The sequence below is a fragment of the Rhizobium sp. BK251 genome (genome assembly GCF_004345245.1).
Taxonomy (GTDB): domain Bacteria; phylum Pseudomonadota; class Alphaproteobacteria; order Rhizobiales; family Rhizobiaceae; genus Rhizobium.
In genome coordinates this window covers 101,475-119,664 of sequence record NZ_SLUQ01000009.1, presented here as the reverse complement: position 1 = coordinate 119,664, position 18,190 = coordinate 101,475, and the positions used below count along the sequence as shown (strand labels likewise).

At 60.7% G+C, this 18,190-nt stretch carries 14 protein-coding genes; 13 read left to right on the top strand and 1 reads right to left on the bottom strand.

What is annotated here, in order from left to right; all coding sequences use genetic code 11:
- Positions 1 to 30: 30 nt before the first annotated feature.
- Positions 31 to 1,080, bottom strand: coding sequence for a LacI family DNA-binding transcriptional regulator (locus EV286_RS23385; protein WP_132959580.1), 1,050 nt, complete (start codon positions 1,078 to 1,080; stop codon positions 31 to 33).
- A 398-nt stretch (positions 1,081 to 1,478) separates the two neighbouring features.
- Here EV286_RS23385 and EV286_RS23380 point away from each other — a divergent pair, with 398 nt between their 5' ends.
- From EV286_RS23380 to EV286_RS23320, 13 genes are all read left to right on the top strand, one after another.
- Positions 1,479 to 2,612 carry an ABC transporter permease gene (locus EV286_RS23380; RefSeq protein ID WP_132959579.1) on the top strand — a complete coding sequence of 378 codons (1,134 nt, stop codon included), beginning with the start codon at positions 1,479 to 1,481 and terminating at the stop codon, positions 2,610 to 2,612.
- The gene (locus EV286_RS23375) at positions 2,609 to 3,655 is read left to right on the top strand and encodes an ABC transporter ATP-binding protein (RefSeq protein WP_132959578.1); all 1,047 of its coding nucleotides are present in this window, start codon (positions 2,609 to 2,611) and stop codon (positions 3,653 to 3,655) included. Before EV286_RS23380 ends, EV286_RS23375 begins: the two co-directional genes overlap by 4 nt.
- 8 nt (positions 3,656 to 3,663) lie before the next feature.
- Positions 3,664 to 4,719 carry an oligopeptide/dipeptide ABC transporter ATP-binding protein gene (locus tag EV286_RS23370; protein ID WP_132959844.1) on the top strand — a complete coding sequence of 352 codons (1,056 nt, stop codon included), beginning with the start codon at positions 3,664 to 3,666 and terminating at the stop codon, positions 4,717 to 4,719.
- Positions 4,709 to 6,796, top strand: a complete 2,088-nt coding sequence (locus tag EV286_RS23365) for an alpha-amylase family protein (RefSeq protein ID WP_132959577.1) — start codon at positions 4,709 to 4,711, stop codon at positions 6,794 to 6,796. The genes EV286_RS23370 and EV286_RS23365 overlap by 11 nt, the downstream gene beginning before the upstream one ends.
- 63 nt (positions 6,797 to 6,859) lie before the next feature.
- Entirely contained in the window at positions 6,860 to 8,818 is a 1,959-nt protein-coding gene (locus EV286_RS23360) for an ABC transporter substrate-binding protein (RefSeq protein ID WP_132959576.1), read from the top strand.
- Positions 8,819 to 8,892: 74 nt separating this feature from the next.
- Positions 8,893 to 9,879 carry an ABC transporter permease gene (locus EV286_RS23355; protein WP_132959575.1) on the top strand — a complete coding sequence of 329 codons (987 nt, stop codon included), beginning with the start codon at positions 8,893 to 8,895 and terminating at the stop codon, positions 9,877 to 9,879.
- Positions 9,880 to 9,901: 22 nt separating this feature from the next.
- Positions 9,902 to 10,852 carry a D-2-hydroxyacid dehydrogenase gene (locus EV286_RS23350; protein ID WP_132959574.1) on the top strand — a complete coding sequence of 317 codons (951 nt, stop codon included), beginning with the start codon at positions 9,902 to 9,904 and terminating at the stop codon, positions 10,850 to 10,852.
- A 324-nt stretch (positions 10,853 to 11,176) separates the two neighbouring features.
- Entirely contained in the window at positions 11,177 to 12,697 is a 1,521-nt protein-coding gene (locus EV286_RS23345; protein ID WP_132959573.1) for an alpha-N-arabinofuranosidase, read from the top strand.
- A gap of 65 nt (positions 12,698 to 12,762) precedes the next feature.
- Positions 12,763 to 13,848 (top strand): ABC transporter ATP-binding protein, encoded by a 1,086-nt coding sequence (locus EV286_RS23340; RefSeq protein ID WP_132959572.1) that lies wholly within the window; start codon positions 12,763 to 12,765, stop codon positions 13,846 to 13,848.
- Positions 13,849 to 13,981: 133 nt separating this feature from the next.
- The gene (locus tag EV286_RS23335) at positions 13,982 to 15,253 is read left to right on the top strand and encodes an ABC transporter substrate-binding protein (protein WP_132959571.1); all 1,272 of its coding nucleotides are present in this window, start codon (positions 13,982 to 13,984) and stop codon (positions 15,251 to 15,253) included.
- Positions 15,254 to 15,353: 100 nt separating this feature from the next.
- Positions 15,354 to 16,187 (top strand): sugar ABC transporter permease, encoded by an 834-nt coding sequence (locus EV286_RS23330; RefSeq protein WP_132959843.1) that lies wholly within the window; start codon positions 15,354 to 15,356, stop codon positions 16,185 to 16,187.
- A 1-nt stretch (position 16,188) separates the two neighbouring features.
- Positions 16,189 to 17,013 (top strand): carbohydrate ABC transporter permease, encoded by an 825-nt coding sequence (locus EV286_RS23325; protein ID WP_132959570.1) that lies wholly within the window; start codon positions 16,189 to 16,191, stop codon positions 17,011 to 17,013.
- Positions 17,014 to 17,177: 164 nt separating this feature from the next.
- Entirely contained in the window at positions 17,178 to 18,101 is a 924-nt protein-coding gene (locus EV286_RS23320) for an ArsR family transcriptional regulator (protein ID WP_132959569.1), read from the top strand.
- Positions 18,102 to 18,190: the final 89 nt, after the last annotated feature.

Genomic DNA, 18,190 nt, shown 5'->3' with positions numbered 1-18,190 from the left:
CCTTGCCGCTCAAACGCGATCCGGCCACCTTCACCGGCCCGGCATGTGCCCCAGCTCTGCGGAAAGCTTCCTGAGCCAGGAGTGCTTCGGAGCCTCGGCCGAAGACTGGCGCACGACCAGATGTGGCACGAGGCTTACCCGCTGCGCCGGCAAGTCGTTCAGCTGACCGTTCATCCCGAGGCGGGACAATAGCTGCCGGACCGCCGCGACCCCCATCTGCTTGTGAGGCATGTGGACAGTCGTCAGATTGGGCGAGACCTGCGTTGCAATGGGATAGTCGGCATGGCCTACCACGGAAACGTCATACGGTACCGATATACCCATGCGCATCAGCTCCGAGACGACTGTAACCGCAACCCCGTCGCTGCCGCAGAAGAATGCCGTCGGCTCGAATCCCACCTTCGCCATCTTCATCACGGCATCGCGGAAGTCGGCCGCCATGTAGTCTTCCTTGAAGGATATTTCGCGCAGCTCCGCGCCCTGCAGTTCCGCGGTAGCCTCCGAAAAGCCCCTGAGGCGTGCATAGCGACCGGGATAGCCAAGCTGGCCATGTACGTAGACGAGCCGCCTGTGACCCAGTCCATACAGGAACTTTGCGACCGAAACGCCCGCCTCGACGTCGGTGGCCGTGATCTGGTCCATTGGGTAAAGCTCGGGCACGACGTGGGCGACGACGACCGAAGGGACGACGCTGTCGCGAGCCGCATCGAACATCCGTGGCTCCTGCGGACCGACCAGGATGAAGCCGAGCGTCGAGGCCTCCAGCCGGTCGATAATGTGATGATCGTCGGTCCATCGCACCGCCATGGTGCAACCGAACCGCGTCGCCTCCATCTCGATGCCATGCTGCACGTCGATCCACAATTCACGGTTCGCCACCGTCCGATCGTGAAAGATCACCTCGATCGACTGCGGAACCGTGCGATTTCGGCGCGCCGTGTAGCCGAATTGCTCGGCCGCATTCAGCACGATGCGCCGCGTATCGTCGCTGACGCCGGGCTTTCCCGTGAGTGCGCGGGAGACCGCGAACTTGGAAATCCCTAGGTGATCAGCAATTTCCTGGAGGGTGACACGTGTCATGTACGATCTTTTCAGTTAGCACAGGCGTTGCAGTGCAATTTTGTTCTTGTTAGGTCAAAGTTGCGTGCGTTGTCAAACGATAAGTCATTGTGCAATGCACCCGGTCTCTTCTGCATCATACCATACAAGGGCACTGATTTCGCTTAGTTTCCTGATATTTCTTCGCAATATCCACTTGCGCAGATGCAGCAGAGGAGTTCACAGCTATTTTCATGTCTGGCCAAAGAGAAAATTGCGCTTGACGCTGAGTTGTTTTGTCTGCATGTTTGGCTAACAACAAGCAAACAAATGCTCCAAACTAGCGTTGGAGCTTGCGGCTGAGGGAGGAACCTTATGGTCTTGTCCGCCTTGCCTTGTCGTTCTCTTTCAACATCGCTCCTGCTGGCCGAGAGGCTGTCATGAGTGCGGTCGAAGCAGGACCAAAGACAACGATCGCAGCTGCCGCTATCGGCCTTGCAAGCCAGCGCCAGCTGATCTGGCTCAAGTTCAAGGAGCACAAGCTCGCTTATTGGAGCGGCCTTGTCATCCTCTTGATATATCTCGTCGCAATCTTTGCCGAGGTCGTCGCGCCGCGTTCGCCGGACTTTTATGATCCGGCCTACACGATGCTGCCGCCGCAGGGCATCAATCTGTTCTATACCGACGCAAACGGTAGCTATCATTTCGGGCCGCATGTCACGGGCTTCAGCTCGAAGCGCGATCCGAAGACGCTTCGCCGCGTCTTTGCGCCCGATCCCGACGTCAGGATTCCGATAGGGCTCTTCGTGCAAGGCGAGACTTACAGGCTCTGGGGTCTCATTCCGATGAGCACCCATCTGATCGGCCCCAAGGACGTGAAGCAGTCCTTTTATCTGCTCGGATCTGACCGCCTGGGCAGGGACGTGTTCAGCAGACTGGTCTATGGAACGCGCGTATCGACCTCCGTCGGCCTCATCGGCGTGGCGATCAGCCTCGTCCTCGGCATCGTCCTGGGAGGCATCTCGGGCTATTTCGGTGGCTTTGTCGATAACGCCATCCAGCGCGTCATCGAGTTCATCATGTCGGTCCCGACGATTCCGCTATGGATGGGCCTTGCCGCGGCAATTCCCGTCACGTGGTCGCCGATCCTCGTCTACTTCATCATCACCATGATCATTTCACTGATCGGATGGACGTCGCTTGCCCGCGAGGTGAGAGGCAGGTTCATGTCCTGGCGCAACGAGGTCTTCGTCCTTGCTGCACGCCTCGACGGCACATCCGAAATGAAGATCATCACGCGACACCTCGTACCCGGCTTCATCAGTCACATCATCGCGTCAACAACGCTTGCCATTCCGGCAATGATCATCGCGGAGACCTCCCTATCGTTCCTCGGCATCGGCCTGCGGCCTCCGGTCGTCAGCTGGGGCGTGCTGCTCCAGGAGGCGCAGAACATCCGGTCACTGGCCGAAGCACCGTGGCTTCTCGCTCCCGGCGCACTGGTCATCATAACCGTCCTTTCGCTGAATTTCCTCGGTGACGGACTTCGAGATGCGGCGGACCCCTACGCATGACCCAGTCCATCGATCAACCCATCCTCTCCGTGCGCGGCCTGAAGACGCATTTCGATCTGCGCGAAGGTCTCATCAAGGCCGTCGACGGCGTTGACCTCGACGTGAAGCGCGGCAAAACGCTCTGCATCGTCGGCGAATCCGGCTCCGGAAAGTCGATGATGGCGAAATCCGTCCTGCAGATCGTCGGGGGTCCGGGACGAGTTGTCGCCGGCAGCATGGTCTTCAGCCGCGACGGCATAAAGAGCGTGGACATCGCCGGGCTCGACCCGAAAGGCAAGGAAATCCGTGCGATCCGCGGGCGCGACATCGCGATGATCTTCCAGGAGCCGATGAACTCGCTGAGCCCGGTCCATACGATCGGCGACCAGCTCGTCGAGAAGATCCTTCTCCACCATCGCATTGCCCCCAGGCAGGCGATCGAGCGCACCGTCGATGCCCTAGATCGTGTCGGCATACCCGATCCACGCCGGCGCCTTGCATCCTATCCCTTCGAACTCTCCGGCGGCATGCGCCAGAGGGTGATGATTGCGATGGCGCTGGCCTGCCGCCCCGCCATGCTGATCGCGGACGAACCCACCACCGCGCTCGACGTCACGACGCAGGCAAACATTCTCGAACTCATCAAGGAACTGCAGCAGGAAACCTCGATGGGGGTGATGTTCATCACCCACGATCTTGGCGTCGTGGCCGAAATCGCCGACGAAGTCGCGGTGATGTATCTCGGTCGCGTCGTCGAACGTGGAAGCGTGGATGACATCTTCTACCGGCCCCAGCATCCTTACACGCTCGCGCTTCTCGACTCGATCCCGAAGCTCGGTGCGCGGCACACGGCGGGCCAGAGGCTGAAGGCGATCGAGGGCATGGTCCCGCATCCGCTCAACCGTCCCGAAGGATGCCCCTTCAATACGCGCTGTCGCGAGGCGGCCGCTGGCCTCTGCGACAGGATCGAACCGTCCCTGCGCGAACTTGGCCCGGCGCACCTTGCAGCCTGTCATATGCGGGACCCGCAATATGCAGGCGTCAAGGCCAGGATGGAGGCGTGAGTATGAACATGGTACCCGCCGGCTTGCCAAGATCGGGCAGCCTCTCGAGCGAGACGCTACTCAAGGCCGAAGACGTGAAGGTGCATTTCCCTGTCACTTCCGGTTTCTTCAAGAAGACGGTCAAGCACATACGCGCAGTGGACGGCATTTCGCTGTCGATCCGGCCCGGCGAAACGCTGAGCATCGTCGGTGAATCGGGCTGCGGCAAGACCACTCTCGGCCAGGCGCTGGTGCGCGTCATCGAACCGACCGGTGGTCGCATCCTCTATTCCCAGGGCGGGCAGGAGGTCGATCTCGCCCATCTCTCGCCTGCGGAAATGCGGCCCTATCGCTCCGATATCCGGATGATCTTCCAGGATCCGTTCGCATCCCTTAATGCGCGTCGGCGAGTGATCGACATCGTCGGCGAGCCGCTGCGGAATTTCGGGATGACGGACAAGGCAGAGGTCGAGGCGACCGTTGCCGACCTGTTGCGGCGCGTCGGACTGCGACCCGAATACATGTCGCGCTATCCTTACGCCTTCTCGGGCGGGGAGCGGCAGCGCATCGGCATTGCGCGGGCTCTGTCCGTCCGTCCCAAGCTCGTCGTGGCCGACGAGTGTGTCTCCGCGCTCGACGTGTCGATCCAGGCACAAACGCTCAATCTCCTGCAGGACCTGCAGGAAGAGTTCGACCTGACTTACGTCTTTATTTCGCACGATCTCGGTGTGGTCGAATACATCTCGGACCGGGTGGCGGTCATGTATGCGGGCCGCGTGGTGGAACTGGCCTCGGTGGAAACCCTGTTTTCGCGGCCTCGGCATCCCTATACGGCGGCGCTTCTCGCCTCCGTTCCGCGTCCCGATCCAAGACTGGCACGCAGCGAAAAGCGCATGCGGCTCAAGGGGGAGGTGGCCGACCCGGCCAACCGCCCGGGCGGCTGTGCCTTCCATCCGCGCTGCCCCTTCGCAACTGACGAATGTCGCGCCGTCGATCCGGTCTTGCGGGCCATCGATGACAGCGAGGTCGCGTGTCACCACGCCGAAAAGCTTGACCTTAAGGGAGTGAGAGAGAATGCAGCCTGATACCATTGAGAGGAGTGCGGCAGCCGACGCGGCGCCAGCATGGTGGAAGCGTCCCTATCGGATGGTTCAGACCAACCTGCGCCAGCCCGACGCACTCTACGACCAGCGCAAGCTGGCGCGCGAAACACGCGAGTTCGGCGCCGACGTGCTGCTTTATAATATCGGCGGCATCTTTGCTTTCTACCCGACGAAGCTGAAGCTGCACGCCGTCAATCCGCTCATGAAGGGTGACGCCCTTGGAGACGCGATCGAGGCGGCGCATGCCGAAGGGCTTTCGCTCGTTGGCCGTTTCGACATGTCGAAGGCCACCCGCATTGCCTATGAGGCGCATCCCGACTGGTTCGTGCACAATATCAGGGGCGATGTCCTCGAATACAACGGCACCTACCAGGCCTGCGTGAACGGCGGCTGGTATCAGGACTATTCGCTGCAGATCATCAGCGAAGCGCTCGGCAAGTACGATGTTGACGGCGTCTTCTTCAACATGTTCGGCTATACCAACTTCACCTATTCCGGCGACTATTTCGGCATCTGCGTCTGCGAGAATTGCCGCCGCCGCTTCCGCGCCATGTATCGTCGGGAGCTGCCGCTGAAGGAAGACTTTTCCGACCCGGCCTATCCCGATTATCTCGCCTTCAAGGAACGCACCTCGCTCGAACTGCGCGCCAAGGTCTACCGCCATATCAAGGCCGTCAATCCGAAGGTGGCCATGACCGGTCACCGAGGCGAGTCCGATCTCATCCGCATGGAAGTGCAGCGGGCGGTCGATCGGCCCCAACCGGAATGGCCGTATCAGGCCGGCGAGCAGGCACGCTGGGCGGCTGCCTATGGGCAGGGCAAGACCTTCTCCTCGACCTCCACCAATTTCGTGGACTTCGCCTGGCGCTTCCATTCCGAGACGGGCGGCTACCACATGCTGCGCTTTGCCCAGCAACTCGCGAGCGGCGCCGCACTCGACTACTATCTGCTCGGGGTGCTCGACCAGGACGACAAGACACCGTTTGAGGACATCTCGCGTCTGTTCCACTGGCACAAGGAGCATGAGGCCCACTATCGCGACCTGAGATCGGCGGCCCGCATCGGGCTCTATCACTCTCATCGCAACGAGGTCTATCGGAAGAGGACCGCGAGCGCCGCATTTGGCGACCAGGCGTTCCGCGGCGCATACCGGATGCTCGTCGAATCCCGCCTGCCTTTCGATTTCGTCAGCGACGACCTTGTAGCCGAAGCCGGCGGCTCAGAGATCCTGGCGCGTTATGACGCGATCCTGATCCCGAACATTTCCTGCCTCAGCGATGAGGAAGCGAGCGTGATCGACCGATATGTCGAGAATGGCGGAATCGTTGTCGTCACGGGCGATACCGGGCTCTACGACGAACGCGGCGCGCCTCGCGATCGGCCGGCCCTGAAATGCCTTCCAATCGAGGACAAGCCGTCGACGCGTCTCCACATGCGCGGCGCCTACCTCCGCATTGAAGAAGGCGAGCTGCCGCTGCCGCAGAGCAAACTGCTGATGCTGGACGACCGCTATTTCGTCAGCAAGCCGAAGGAAGGCTCGGCGACGCTGATGAAGCTGCTGCCGCCACAGCGCTTCGGGCCGCCAGAGCTCTGCTTCCCGGATTTCGAGAGCGAATTGCCTGGTGTGATCGTCGGTAGCCACGGCAAGGGCAAGGCGATCTACGTTCCCTGGAATCCCGATTGGCAATACTACCGCGACAGCCTGCCGAGCCATCGCGTCCTTGTCGCGGACCTGATCGAGCGCAACATCCCGCCCGCGCCCGTGCGGCTGGAAGGGAAGGGGTCGCTGGAGGTCACGATCCAGCAGCAGGAGAGCACCGGCCGTCTTCTCGTTCACGTCGTCAACTTCGGCGGCCAGCGCAACAACCTCTACGAGGATGCGGCTGCAGTCCACGGGCTGCGGCTCGGCATCCGCGGCGCGGCCAAAGAGGCCGTGGCGCTGGTTTCCGGAAAGACCGTTGCCGCGTCTAAGGCCGGTGCGCCGGACGATGGATACACCTGGTTTGAGCTTCCCCCGGTGGAGGCCTTCGAGGCGATCTCGGTGAAGAGGGAAGGCTGAGGAGCCCCCGGCGAGACGATAGCGACGCTTGCAGACAAGAGGATTTAGAGGAGGAGGAATACGATGCCCTACAAGATTGCAGGTCGGAAAATAGCGGGGGCGCTGCTCGCAGCCACGCTTATGGCCCTTGGCACGAGCAGCAGCTTCGCACAGGAATACAAGGAGGCGCCGACGCTCGCCGACGAGGTGAAGGCCGGCAAGCTGCCAGCGGTCGCCGAGAGGCTTCCGAAGGAGCCGATGGTCGTCAAGCCTTTCGAGAGTGTGGGCGAATACGGCGGGAACTGGCGGCTGACCATGGCCTCGGCCAGCGACATCTCCTCTCTCGTCAGAACCATCGGATATGAGAACTTCACCCGGTGGGAGACCTGGCAGCCGGGAATGGAGCAGAAGGACATCGTGCCCGGCGTCGTCATGAACGTCGCCAAGTCCGTCGATGTGAACCCCGACGGGACCGAATACACCTTCAAGCTGCGTGAAGGCATGAAATGGTCCGACGGCCAGCCCTACACTGCCGACGACGTGATGTTCTGGTACGAGGACGTCTATTCCAACAGCGAAGTCAGCCCGACCAAGCCCACCTGGTCTGTGAGAGGCGGCAAGCCGCTCGTCGTCGAGAAGGTCGACGACTACACGGTCAAGTTCATCTTTGCCGCGCCGAACGGCCTGCTGTTGCAGGCACTGGCAACGCCGGCCAACGATCCGGAACCGAACGTGCCGACGGCCTATCCGCGCCACTACCTGGAGAAATTCCACGCCAAGCACAATGCGAACGCAGACGCGGAAGCAAAGGCCTCGGGCGCCCAGAACTGGGTATCGAACTTCAACGCAAAGGCGGATGCCTGGCGCAACCCCGACCTGCCGCGGCTGAACCCCTGGATCATCTCGACAGGCATCGGGCAGGGCAATGGCAGCCAGGTCGTTGCCAAGCGCAATCCCTATTACTTCAAGGTCGATTCGGCCGGAAACCAGCTTCCCTACATGGATAGCGCCACCATCGACATCATCTCGGACCCACAGGTGACGCTGCTGAAGGCGGCAAATGGCGACTTCGACATGGTGGACAGCTATATCGGCTTCGTGACGACGCCCGAGAACAAGGGTACGTTCTTCGACAATCAGGAGCGCGGCAACTACGACTTCTACGAGGTTCTGCCGAACCGCGCCAACCTGATGATCGTTTCGCTCAACCTGACCGACAAGAACCCCGTGAAGCGCGAGATCTTCAACAACAAGAAGTTCCGTGAGGCACTTTCGACGGCGATCAACCGAGACGAAGTCATCGAGCTGGTCTGGCTCGGGCAGGGCCGTCCATACCAGACTGTTGAACGTCCCGAATCTCCGCTGTTCGACGAAGAGATGGCGACGCAATTTACGAAGTACGATCCGGCAGCGGCAAACAAGATGCTCGACGACGCCGGCTTTGCGAAGAAGGACGCCAACGCCATCCGCCTCGGCCCGGACGGCAAGCCCATCAGCTTTACGATCGACATATCCGTACTTCGCCAGCCCTGGGTCGATACGGCCGAGCTGATGAAGAAATACTGGCGGGATGTCGGCGTCGAGCTTCTGATCAATACGACCGATACCACGGCGCTGAACCAGCGCGTCGAAGCAAACGATCATGACGCCGCGGTGTGGTCGGCATCGGGCGGGGCGGACACGATCTTCGACCCTAAGTACTTCCTGCCGTCGTCCTGGGCGTCTTTCTACGCGACCACATGGGGGCAGTGGTATTCCAAGGATACGAATGCCGAAGAGCCGCCGGCAGAGGTCAAGAGGCAGATGGGGCTCTACGATCAGGTCTTTGCGACCGTCGACGTCGCCAAGCGTCTCGAGCTGATGAAGCAGGTGATGCAGATCGCCAAGGAGCAGTTCTACACGATCGGCGTCATGCAGCCGACGACCGACTATGGCATTATCAACAAGCGCCTCCACAATGTGCCGAAAACGCTTCTTGCCAGCACCGAGTACACGCATCCGGGGGCAGCGAACCCCGAGCAATTCTATTTCTCGCAGAAATAGCTCGATCCCGCGCCCCTGCGGCATGGTCGCAAGGGCGCGGGTCAATGCGCTGGATTTCGTAAGGGAGCAATCCGATGGCCGCGTTCATCGCACGGCGACTTGTCTACATGGTGGTCACCCTGGTGGCGATCTCCATCATGACCTTCATCATCATCCAGCTGCCGCCTGGCGATTTCGTCACGTCGATGGTCGCTCAGCTTAATCTGCAGGGCACAACTGTCGATGCCGGCGCGATGGCCGCGATGCGCGAACGCTACGGCCTCGACGATCCGCTGTACGTGCAATACTGGAAATGGATATCGGGCATCATCCTGCGAGGTGATTTCGGCTATTCGCTGGAGTGGCGCCAGCCCGTTTCCGATCTGCTCTGGAACAGGCTCGGCCTGACATTCGTTCTCGCCTTCCTGACGCTCATCTTCATCTGGGCAATCTCCCTGCCGATCGGCATCTACACTGCCGTTCGCCGCCGCACCGTCGGCGACTATCTCGCGACCTTCCTCGGCGTCATCGGTCTTGCCATCCCGAACTTCCTCTTCGCGCTCGTCCTCATGTATATCGCCTTCCGCTATTTCGGCGCCGGCATCGGCGGACTGCTCTCTGCGGAATACGAGACGGCCCCGTGGAGCCTGGCCAAGGTCTGGGATCTGCTGAAGCATCTTCTTATTCCCATGATCGTCCTCGGATTGCACGGCACCGCGGCGCTGATCCGCATCCTGCGCGCAAACCTTCTGGACGAGCTCGACAAGCCCTATGTGGTGACCGCGCGTGCCTATGGCCTGTCTGAGCGCAGGCTCCTCCTGAAATACCCGGTGCGCATCGCCCTCAACCCGTTCATCTCGACGGTCGGCTGGGTCCTGCCGACGCTCGTTTCCGGCGCAACCATTACCGCGGTCGTCCTTAACCTGCCGATGACGGGACCGCTGCTGCTGCAGGCGCTGATTTCCCAGGACATGTATCTCGCCGGCAGCTTCATCATGATGCTCAGCTCGCTGACGGTGATCGGCACCCTCCTGTCCGACCTTCTGCTTGCGTGGCTCGACCCGCGCATCCGCTACACGTGAACACCTGTTCGGAGCGATAGCCATGACAGAGCAACAGCCCCGTATCGTCGCGGTCGGCGGCTTCACCGTCGAGCAGCAGAACCTCCTGCGCCGGGCAGGCGGAAACTGCTCGATCGAATTCGTGAAGGATGCGGCAGGGCTCGTGGACAGTATCGAAGTCGCAGATGCCGTCGCCGGCCATATCGCCCCCGCCATCCTTGGACGCGCGAGACGCCTGCGCTGGGTCCACAGCTGGGCTGCCGGACCGGACACACAGCTCTATCGCGAATTCGTCGAGCATCCCGTTATACTGACCTGCAGCAAGGGCAACGGCGCCATTCCGCTCGCCGAGCATGCCATGATGTTGATGCTCATGCTGAATCGCGACGCGCTGCGTTGGCTGAAGGCACAGGCGGAGCGCAGGTGGGACCCCTTCACCCATGGCGAGCTGAACGGCCTGACGCTCGGCATCGTCGGGGCGGGCCACTCCGGCACCGACCTCGCAAGGAAGGCCAAGGCGTTTCACATGCGGGTCCTGGGATTGCGCCGCACGGCGACGCGCGCTGACGGCTTCGACGAGATATTCCCCCGGAAATCGCTTCACGCCTTCCTTGCGCAAAGCGATTTCGTGGTCGTCAGCGCTCCGCTGACCCCCGAAACGGAGCATATGCTCGGCGAGGCGGAGTTTCGGGCCATGAAGCCTTCTGCCTATTTCATCTGCTTTTCGCGTGGCGGCATTGCCGATGACGCCGCACTTCTGCGGGCACTCTCGGAAAACTGGATCGCCGGCGCCGGCCTGGACGCCCATGGCATCGAGCCGTTGCCGGCAGACAGCCCATTCTGGTCGCTTCCCAACACGATCATCACGCCCCATAACGGCGCGACGACCGCTGCAACCAGAGCGCGGGGAATAGAGATCTTTGCGGAAAACCTGCGGCGCTTTGCCGCCGGCATGCCACTCATCAATGCGGTCGACAAGGCAGCCGGCTATTGACCGGCGCAACGCTCACGGCCCTGGGGTTGCCCAGGCTGTCCCGCCGCTGGTGAACTGACGCGCCTCACCATCTTCCATCCCAAAAAGCGCAACTCCTGCCGTGAGTTACCTGGCCTCCAGGCAAGCGCGGATCGGTTCGGTCTCGCCTCCGGGACACGCGCCGGCGTGGCACGCGATCGCGCAGTCTGTTGCGAATTATCGTGCAAATTTCCCAGTGCCAAACCAAACTAAATCGTATTTTTTGATACAGAACAAAATACTTGAAATAGAAAATCTTTGAAGCTAGCGTGCTGAAAAATCAGATCCAATAAACGAGGAACACCTATGCGAGCAAAGGCAACCCTTAACAGGGAATTCACGATCTCGTCCGTCGACAAGCGCGTCTATGGCTCCTTCCTGGAGCATATGGGCCGTGCCGTTTATACCGGCATCTACGAACCGGGTCATGAAAATGCTGACGAGAACGGCTTTCGTACCGACGTTCTCGATATGGTTCGCGATCTCGACATGCCGATCGTGCGCTATCCCGGCGGCAACTTCGTTTCGGCCTATCATTGGGAAGACGGCATCGGCCCGCGTGACCAGCGTCCGACACGCCTCGACCTTGCCTGGCGCACCCGCGAGACGAACCAGATGGGCGTCAACGAATTCGCCGACTGGTCGAAGCTCGCCAAGACCGAGATGATGCTGGCGATGAACCTCGGTTCTCGCGGCCTGAACGATGCCCGCAACTTCCTCGAATATTGCAATCATCCGGGCGGCACCTATTGGAGCGACTTGCGCGCCAAGCATGGCTACAAGGACCCCCACAATGTTCGCATCTGGTGCCTTGGCAACGAGATCGACGGTCCCTGGCAGGTCGGCCACAAGACGGCAGCCGAGTACGGCCACCTCGCAAACGAAGTCAGCAAGGCCTTCAAATATTTCGACAAGACGCTTGAGACCATCGTCTGCGGCTCGTCCAACGACAAGATGAAGACCTATCCCGAATGGGAGGCGACTGTTCTCGACGCCAGCTATGACAGCGTCGATTACATCTCGCTGCACAAATATTTCGGCAACGAAGAGAACGACACGCTGAACTACTACGCCAAGGCGATCGACCTCGACCGCTACATCGTCACGATCGGCGGCGTCATCGATTACATCAAGGCGAAGAAGCGCTCGAAGCGCGACGTGAAGATCTGCTTCGACGAGTGGAACGTCTGGTACCACGACCGCAAGGAAGATGGCGAACGCATCGCCAGCTGGGACTGGCCGGAAGCCCCGCCCTTGCTCGAAGAACTCTATAACCTCGAGGATGCGATCTTCGTCGCCTCTCTGATCAACGTCTTCATCCGCCGGTCCGACCGCGTGAAGATCGCCTGCATGGCGCAGCTCGTGAACGTGATCGCACCGATCCTCACCAAGGCCGATGGCCCCGCCTGGCGCCAGTCGATCTACTATCCGCTGCAGTTCGCCTCGAAATATGGACGCGGTACGGCGCTCAACGTCTCCGCCTCCGGCCCGACCTACGATTGCGATGTCGCGCAGGACGTCCCCTATCTGGATCTCTCGGCCGTGCTGCACGACGACGGCAAGAGCATTGCACTCTTCGCCATCAACCGCAGCCTCAACGAGACGATGGAGCTTTCGGTGGACCTGCAGGGCTTCAAAGGTGCCAGAGTCATCCAGCATCACACCATGGTCGGCGACGACCTGAAGGCCAGGAACTCGGTGGAGGACCAGAACCGCATCGTTCCCAAGGCCGGTTCCGGGCTTTCTGTCACCGACGACGGCAAGCTCGTCGGGGCGCTGCCCGCCAAGTCCTACCATTTCATACTGCTGTCCGTCGCTTCGGCGTGACCTGATTACCATCGGGAGCGGCCGGAGACGGCCGCCTCCGGTCAAGACGACGATCGGGAGGGCGTATGTCTGGTATCAAGTTGACGAAGGTCAGCAAATCGTTTGGCGCGGTCGGGGTCATTCACGACGTCGACATTAATATAGAGCAGGGGGAGTTCGCCGTCTTCGTCGGTCCGTCCGGCTGCGGCAAGTCGACCCTGCTCAGGATGATTGCAGGGCTCGAGGAGACGACGAAGGGCAAGATCGCAATCGAGGACGAGGACGTCACCCATGCGGAAGCGTCCAAGCGCGGCGTCGCCATGGTGTTCCAGTCCTATGCGCTCTACCCGCATCTCTCGGTCTTCGAGAACATGGGCTTCAGCCTGTCGATCGCGCGCCGTCCGAAGGCGGAGATCCAGCAGAAGGTAAAGGCTGCGGCAGAGATCCTGCGGCTCACCGACTATCTCAACCACAAGCCGAGCCAGCTTTCCGGCGGGCAGCGCCAGCGCGTCGCCATCGGCCGGGCAATCGTGCGCGAACCGCGCGTCTTCCTCTTCGACGAACCGCTTTCCAATCTCGATGCGGAACTGCGCGTCAAGATGCGCATGGAGATCGCAAGGCTGCACCGCCAGATCGGCGCCACGATGGTCTATGTCACCCACGACCAAGTCGAGGCGATGACGCTTGCCGACAAGATCGTCGTGCTGAAGAGCGGCATCGTCCAGCAGGTAGGAGCCCCACTGGAGCTCTACCGCAACCCGAGGAACATGTTCGTTGCCGGCTTCATCGGCTCGCCGGGCATGAATTTCCTGAAGGGCAAGATCATCGAAGGAGGGCAGGGGACGGCGCGCGTCGAACTGGATGATGCGCCCGGCCAGGTCTTCACCCTTCCCACGGCGTCGGCACTGGCGCCGGGCATGGCGGTTCATGTCGGTGTGCGTCCCGAGCATATCGCACTTGGAGCGACCGAAGGAGCCGTGAGCATGCCGGTGACGGCGGAATTCACCGAGGAGCTCGGCGGCACGGGCTATCTGCATGTGCTGACGGCGGGAGGCGCTGAAATGACGGTCGAATGCCGCGACAGCCGTCCGCAGCCCAAGGAAAAGATCAGCCTCTCATTGAGGGTGCCTGAAATGCTGGCTTTCGACGCGGAAGGCAGAAGGCTCAGCTGATACCCGAAATTCGGATACAAAACCCGAATTTTGGCGATGAACGACGATCGCGGGCCTTGGAGGAGGTCCGCGGCCATAGCGATCCAGCACACCGGGGTGAGCTGAACCCATGTTTTATCGAGGAGGAACAAACGTGAGAAAGCTATTGAAACTTGCCGTTTCGGCGGCCATCGCATTGCTGCCCTCGGCAGCCGCATTTGCGCAGACAACCGAGATTACCTGGTGGGACTTCCTGAGCGGCGGCGACGGCGTTCGCATGAAGGCGCTCATCAAGGAATTCAACGACACCCATCCCGACATCAAGATCAACGCCACGACGCTGGAATGGGGCGTTCCCTTCTACACGAAGGTGCAGACGGCGGCGGCCGTCGGCCAGCAGCCCGACATCATGACCTATCACATGTCGCGCTATCCGCTGGCGGTGCCCACCGGTATCCTGCGACCGATCTCCGAGGAGGAACTTGCTGCTGCGGGTATCAAGAAGGAGAACTACGTCGATGCTGCCTGGAAGCAGGCGACCGCCGACGGCAAGGTATACGGCATTCCGTTCGATGTTCACTCGATCGTTCTCTACTACAACAAGAACATCCTGAAGGAAGCCGGTCTGCTCGGCGATGACGGCCTGCCGAAGGGGCTTGATGGGCTCGAAAATTTCGACGCCGCCCTCGACAAGCTTAAGGAAGGCGGCAAGGTCGAGTACCCGCTGTCACTGCATACCGACGAAGGCGGCTCGATGTGGCGCGTCTTCTACACGCTTCTGGCGCAGCAAGGCGCAAAGTTCATCGACGGCGACGAGATCCTTCCGGGCGATGCCGGGGTGAAGGCGCTGCAGACCATGGCGAACTGGGTATCCTCCGGATACTCGCCGAAGCTCATCTCCTACGAAGCCTCGATTGCGCTCTTCACCTCCGGGAAGGCCGCGATGCACATCAACGGCGTCTGGGAAGTGCCGACGATGGCCGACCTGCAGAAGAACGGCAACCTCGGCTTCGAGTGGGGCGCGATCGAAATCCCGAACCTGATGGGCACGCAGGCAACCTGGGCGGATTCACACTCCTTCGCGATCCCGAACAGCGATTCCAAGCCGATTTCTCCGGAGAAGGTGAAGATCGTTCTCGAGATCATCAACTGGATGAACCAGCACAGCATTTCCTGGGCCACCGCCGGTCATATCCCTGCCTACAAGCCGGTGACCGACAGCAAGGAATTCAAGGAAATGCAGCCGAACGCGACCTATGCGAAGCTTGCCGATACCGCCGTCTTTGATCCGGTTTCCAAGCTCGCAGGCGTTGCCGGCCCCATCTACGAAGCAACGCAGAACTTTGTGGTGCCGGCGCTGAACGGCCAGCTCGAGCCCGAGGACGCGATCGAGCAGATGCGCGAGGAGCTGAAGAGCCAGATGTGAGAAGAGGCTGGCCGGAGTGCTCCTCCGGCCAGCACTTCGCCAAGGGAGATGCTCTGTGGTTAACAGTGAAAAGCGACGCAAGACGCTGACGGCCATCGTCATGATCGCGCCGTTCCTGATCGCCTACATGGTGGTGTTCGCCTACCCGGTCTACAATATGTTCGCCTTGAGCTTCACCGACGCGCCGCTGATCGGCGTGGGCAAGTGGGTGGGCTTCGACAACTACGTGAAGCTCTTCCATCAGAAGCTCTTCTTCACCTCGGTCTGGAACACCGGCTATTTCGTGGTGCTGACGGTGATCCCGAATACGCTGATCGGCCTCGGCCTGGCGCTGATGGTCGTGCGGCTGAAGGGGTGGCTGCAAAGCCTCATCCTGGTGCTTTTCTTTATCCCCTACATTCTTCCGGTTTCCGTCGTCACCCAGATCTGGGAATGGGTTCTCGACCAGCAATTCGGCATTGCGCAATACGTCATCGAGCTTTTCACCGGCAAACGCGTCAGCGTCTTTCGTGATCCGATCTGGGCCATGCCCATGGTGGCGCTGGTGACCATCTGGTGGACGAACGGCTTCAACTTGCTGCTGTTCATCGCCGGGCTGCGCAACATTCCCCACGACTACTACGAGGCGGCAATGCTCGATGGCGCAACGCGCTGGCAGTGCTTCAAGCGCATCACCTGGCCGCTCATCTGGCCGGTCACGGCACTGGTGCTGACATTGCAGCTGATCCTGCAGCTCAAGATCTTCGACCAAGTCTATCTCCTGACGGAGGGCGGCCCGTTCAATTCGACCTATGTGCTGCTGCAACTCGTCTATCGCGAAGCGTTCCGCACGAACCACGGCGGTGTCGGCTCCGCGGTCGCGGTGATGCTTTTCCTCATCATCGTCGTCGTCTCGGTGCTGCAATACCAGCTGCTGCGTGTAAGGGAGCGCTGAGATGCCCGGCAAGACAATCGGAAACACTCTGCTCCTCGTCCTCACCTTTCTGATCGCCTGCACCTGGGCATTCCCGATCTATTGGGCGATCGTGACCTCCGTCAAGCCGGAACAGGAGGTCGTCTCGAAGACGACGCTCATCCCCGACGTCTTCAACTTCTCGGCCTATTACTACGCACTGTTCGAGACGAAGCTTTCGACCTGGTATCTGAATTCCATCGTGACCTCGGTGACGGTGACCATCGTCGTCATCCTGATCAGCGTGATGTGCGCCTATGCGCTGTCGCAGATCGTCTTCCCGGGCCGGAAGCTGCTCTACGGCATCATTCTTGCGAGTTTCATGGTGCCGTCCCAGGCACTGGTGATCTCGCAATTCGTGCTGATGCACAAGCTGAACCTGATCAACACCTGGGGCGGCATCATCCTGCCGCAGCTCATCGTTCCGGTCGTCGTCATCGTCTACAAGCAGTTCTTCGATTCCGTGCCGAAGGAGCTGCGCGAGGCCGCCAAGCTCGACGGCTGCGGCGAGTTCCAGATCCTGTTCAAGCTTTATCTGCCGCTGAACTGGGGCATCACGACCGCGCTCGCGATCATCACCTACATCATGGCCTGGAACGCCTTCCTGTGGCCGTTCCTCGTCACCAACTCGGACGACATGATGACGATTACTGTCGGCATCACGCAGACGAGGGATGCGTTCGGCGTGAAATATGCACGCGACATGGCGGTTGCGATCCTTGCGGCCATGCCGGTCGCCGTCGCCTATCTGATCTTCCAGAAGCGCGTGACGCAGGCGCTCATGCTCTCCTCGGGCATCAAGGGATGAAGGGAAGCGCCTGTCTTTCGGGCCGAGGTGAGAAGGCCCTGCCGGTCCGCGAAGACTCTCCCGAGGCGCGGGCCGGCGCCCCACAAAAAGGCGGCGACATCGCGACTGTTAGCGTGATATCACCGACGATCAACCAAGACAGACTGGAGAACCAGTAAGAGCGCATGGAGACGAAACTTCTTACTGTCGACCCGGTCAAGGATGTTGAAGTCGTGCACGCCCTCGGTTCCGCGACGCGCATCGAAATACTCAACCTGCTTCGCCAGCGGGGGCCTCTCAACGTCAACGACATCGCCGGCCACATGGGCCTGCCGCAATCAACGGCGGCTACCAATCTGAAGGCACTGGAGCAGGCCGGCCTGATCCAGACCCAGACGATGAAGGCGACGAAGGGCAATCAGAAGCTCTGCTCCAGCATCTACGACGAGATCCTGATCCGCTTCGACAACAGCGGCACCAAGGCCTCGGAAGATGTCGTCACCGTCAGCATGCCGATCGGCCTCTTCACCGAGTTCGATGTCGGGGCGCCCTGCGGGCTCTGCTCCGTCAACAATGTCATCGGCATGCTCGACGTGCAGGAAGTCTTCCTCGATCCGCAGCGCATGCAGGCGGGGCTCCTGTGGTTTACCCGCGGCTATGTCGAATACAAGTTTCCGAACAACGCCAAGGTGAGCGGAAGGAAGATCCGCCAGGTCGAATTTTCCGCTGAACTGAGTTCCGAAACGCCCGCGACCAATGCGAACTGGCCGTCGGACATCTCGATCTGGGTCAACGGCCTCAAGGCCGGCCACTGGACCTCGCCCGGCGACTACGGCGACCGCCGCGGGCTCTATTCGCCCGCCTGGTGGAAGCTTTCCGGCTCGCAATACGGAAAGCTCAAGACCTGGACGATCGACGACAAGGGAACCTGGATCGACGGCGCCATGGTCTCGACGCAAACGATCGCCTCGCTCGGTATCCCTGACCACCATTCGATCCGCTTCCGTATCGGCATCGACGAGAAGGCCGCCAATCCCGGCGGCATGAATATCTTCGGCAAGGGCTTCGGCGACTTCGACCAGGATCTCGTGATGTCAATCTATTTCTAGATTGACGGCCCCGCGTTTGTTAGGCGAAACAACACAATAGCCGCCCGCATGGTCGGGGCGAAAGCTTCGCGATGCGGCGGCCACGGATC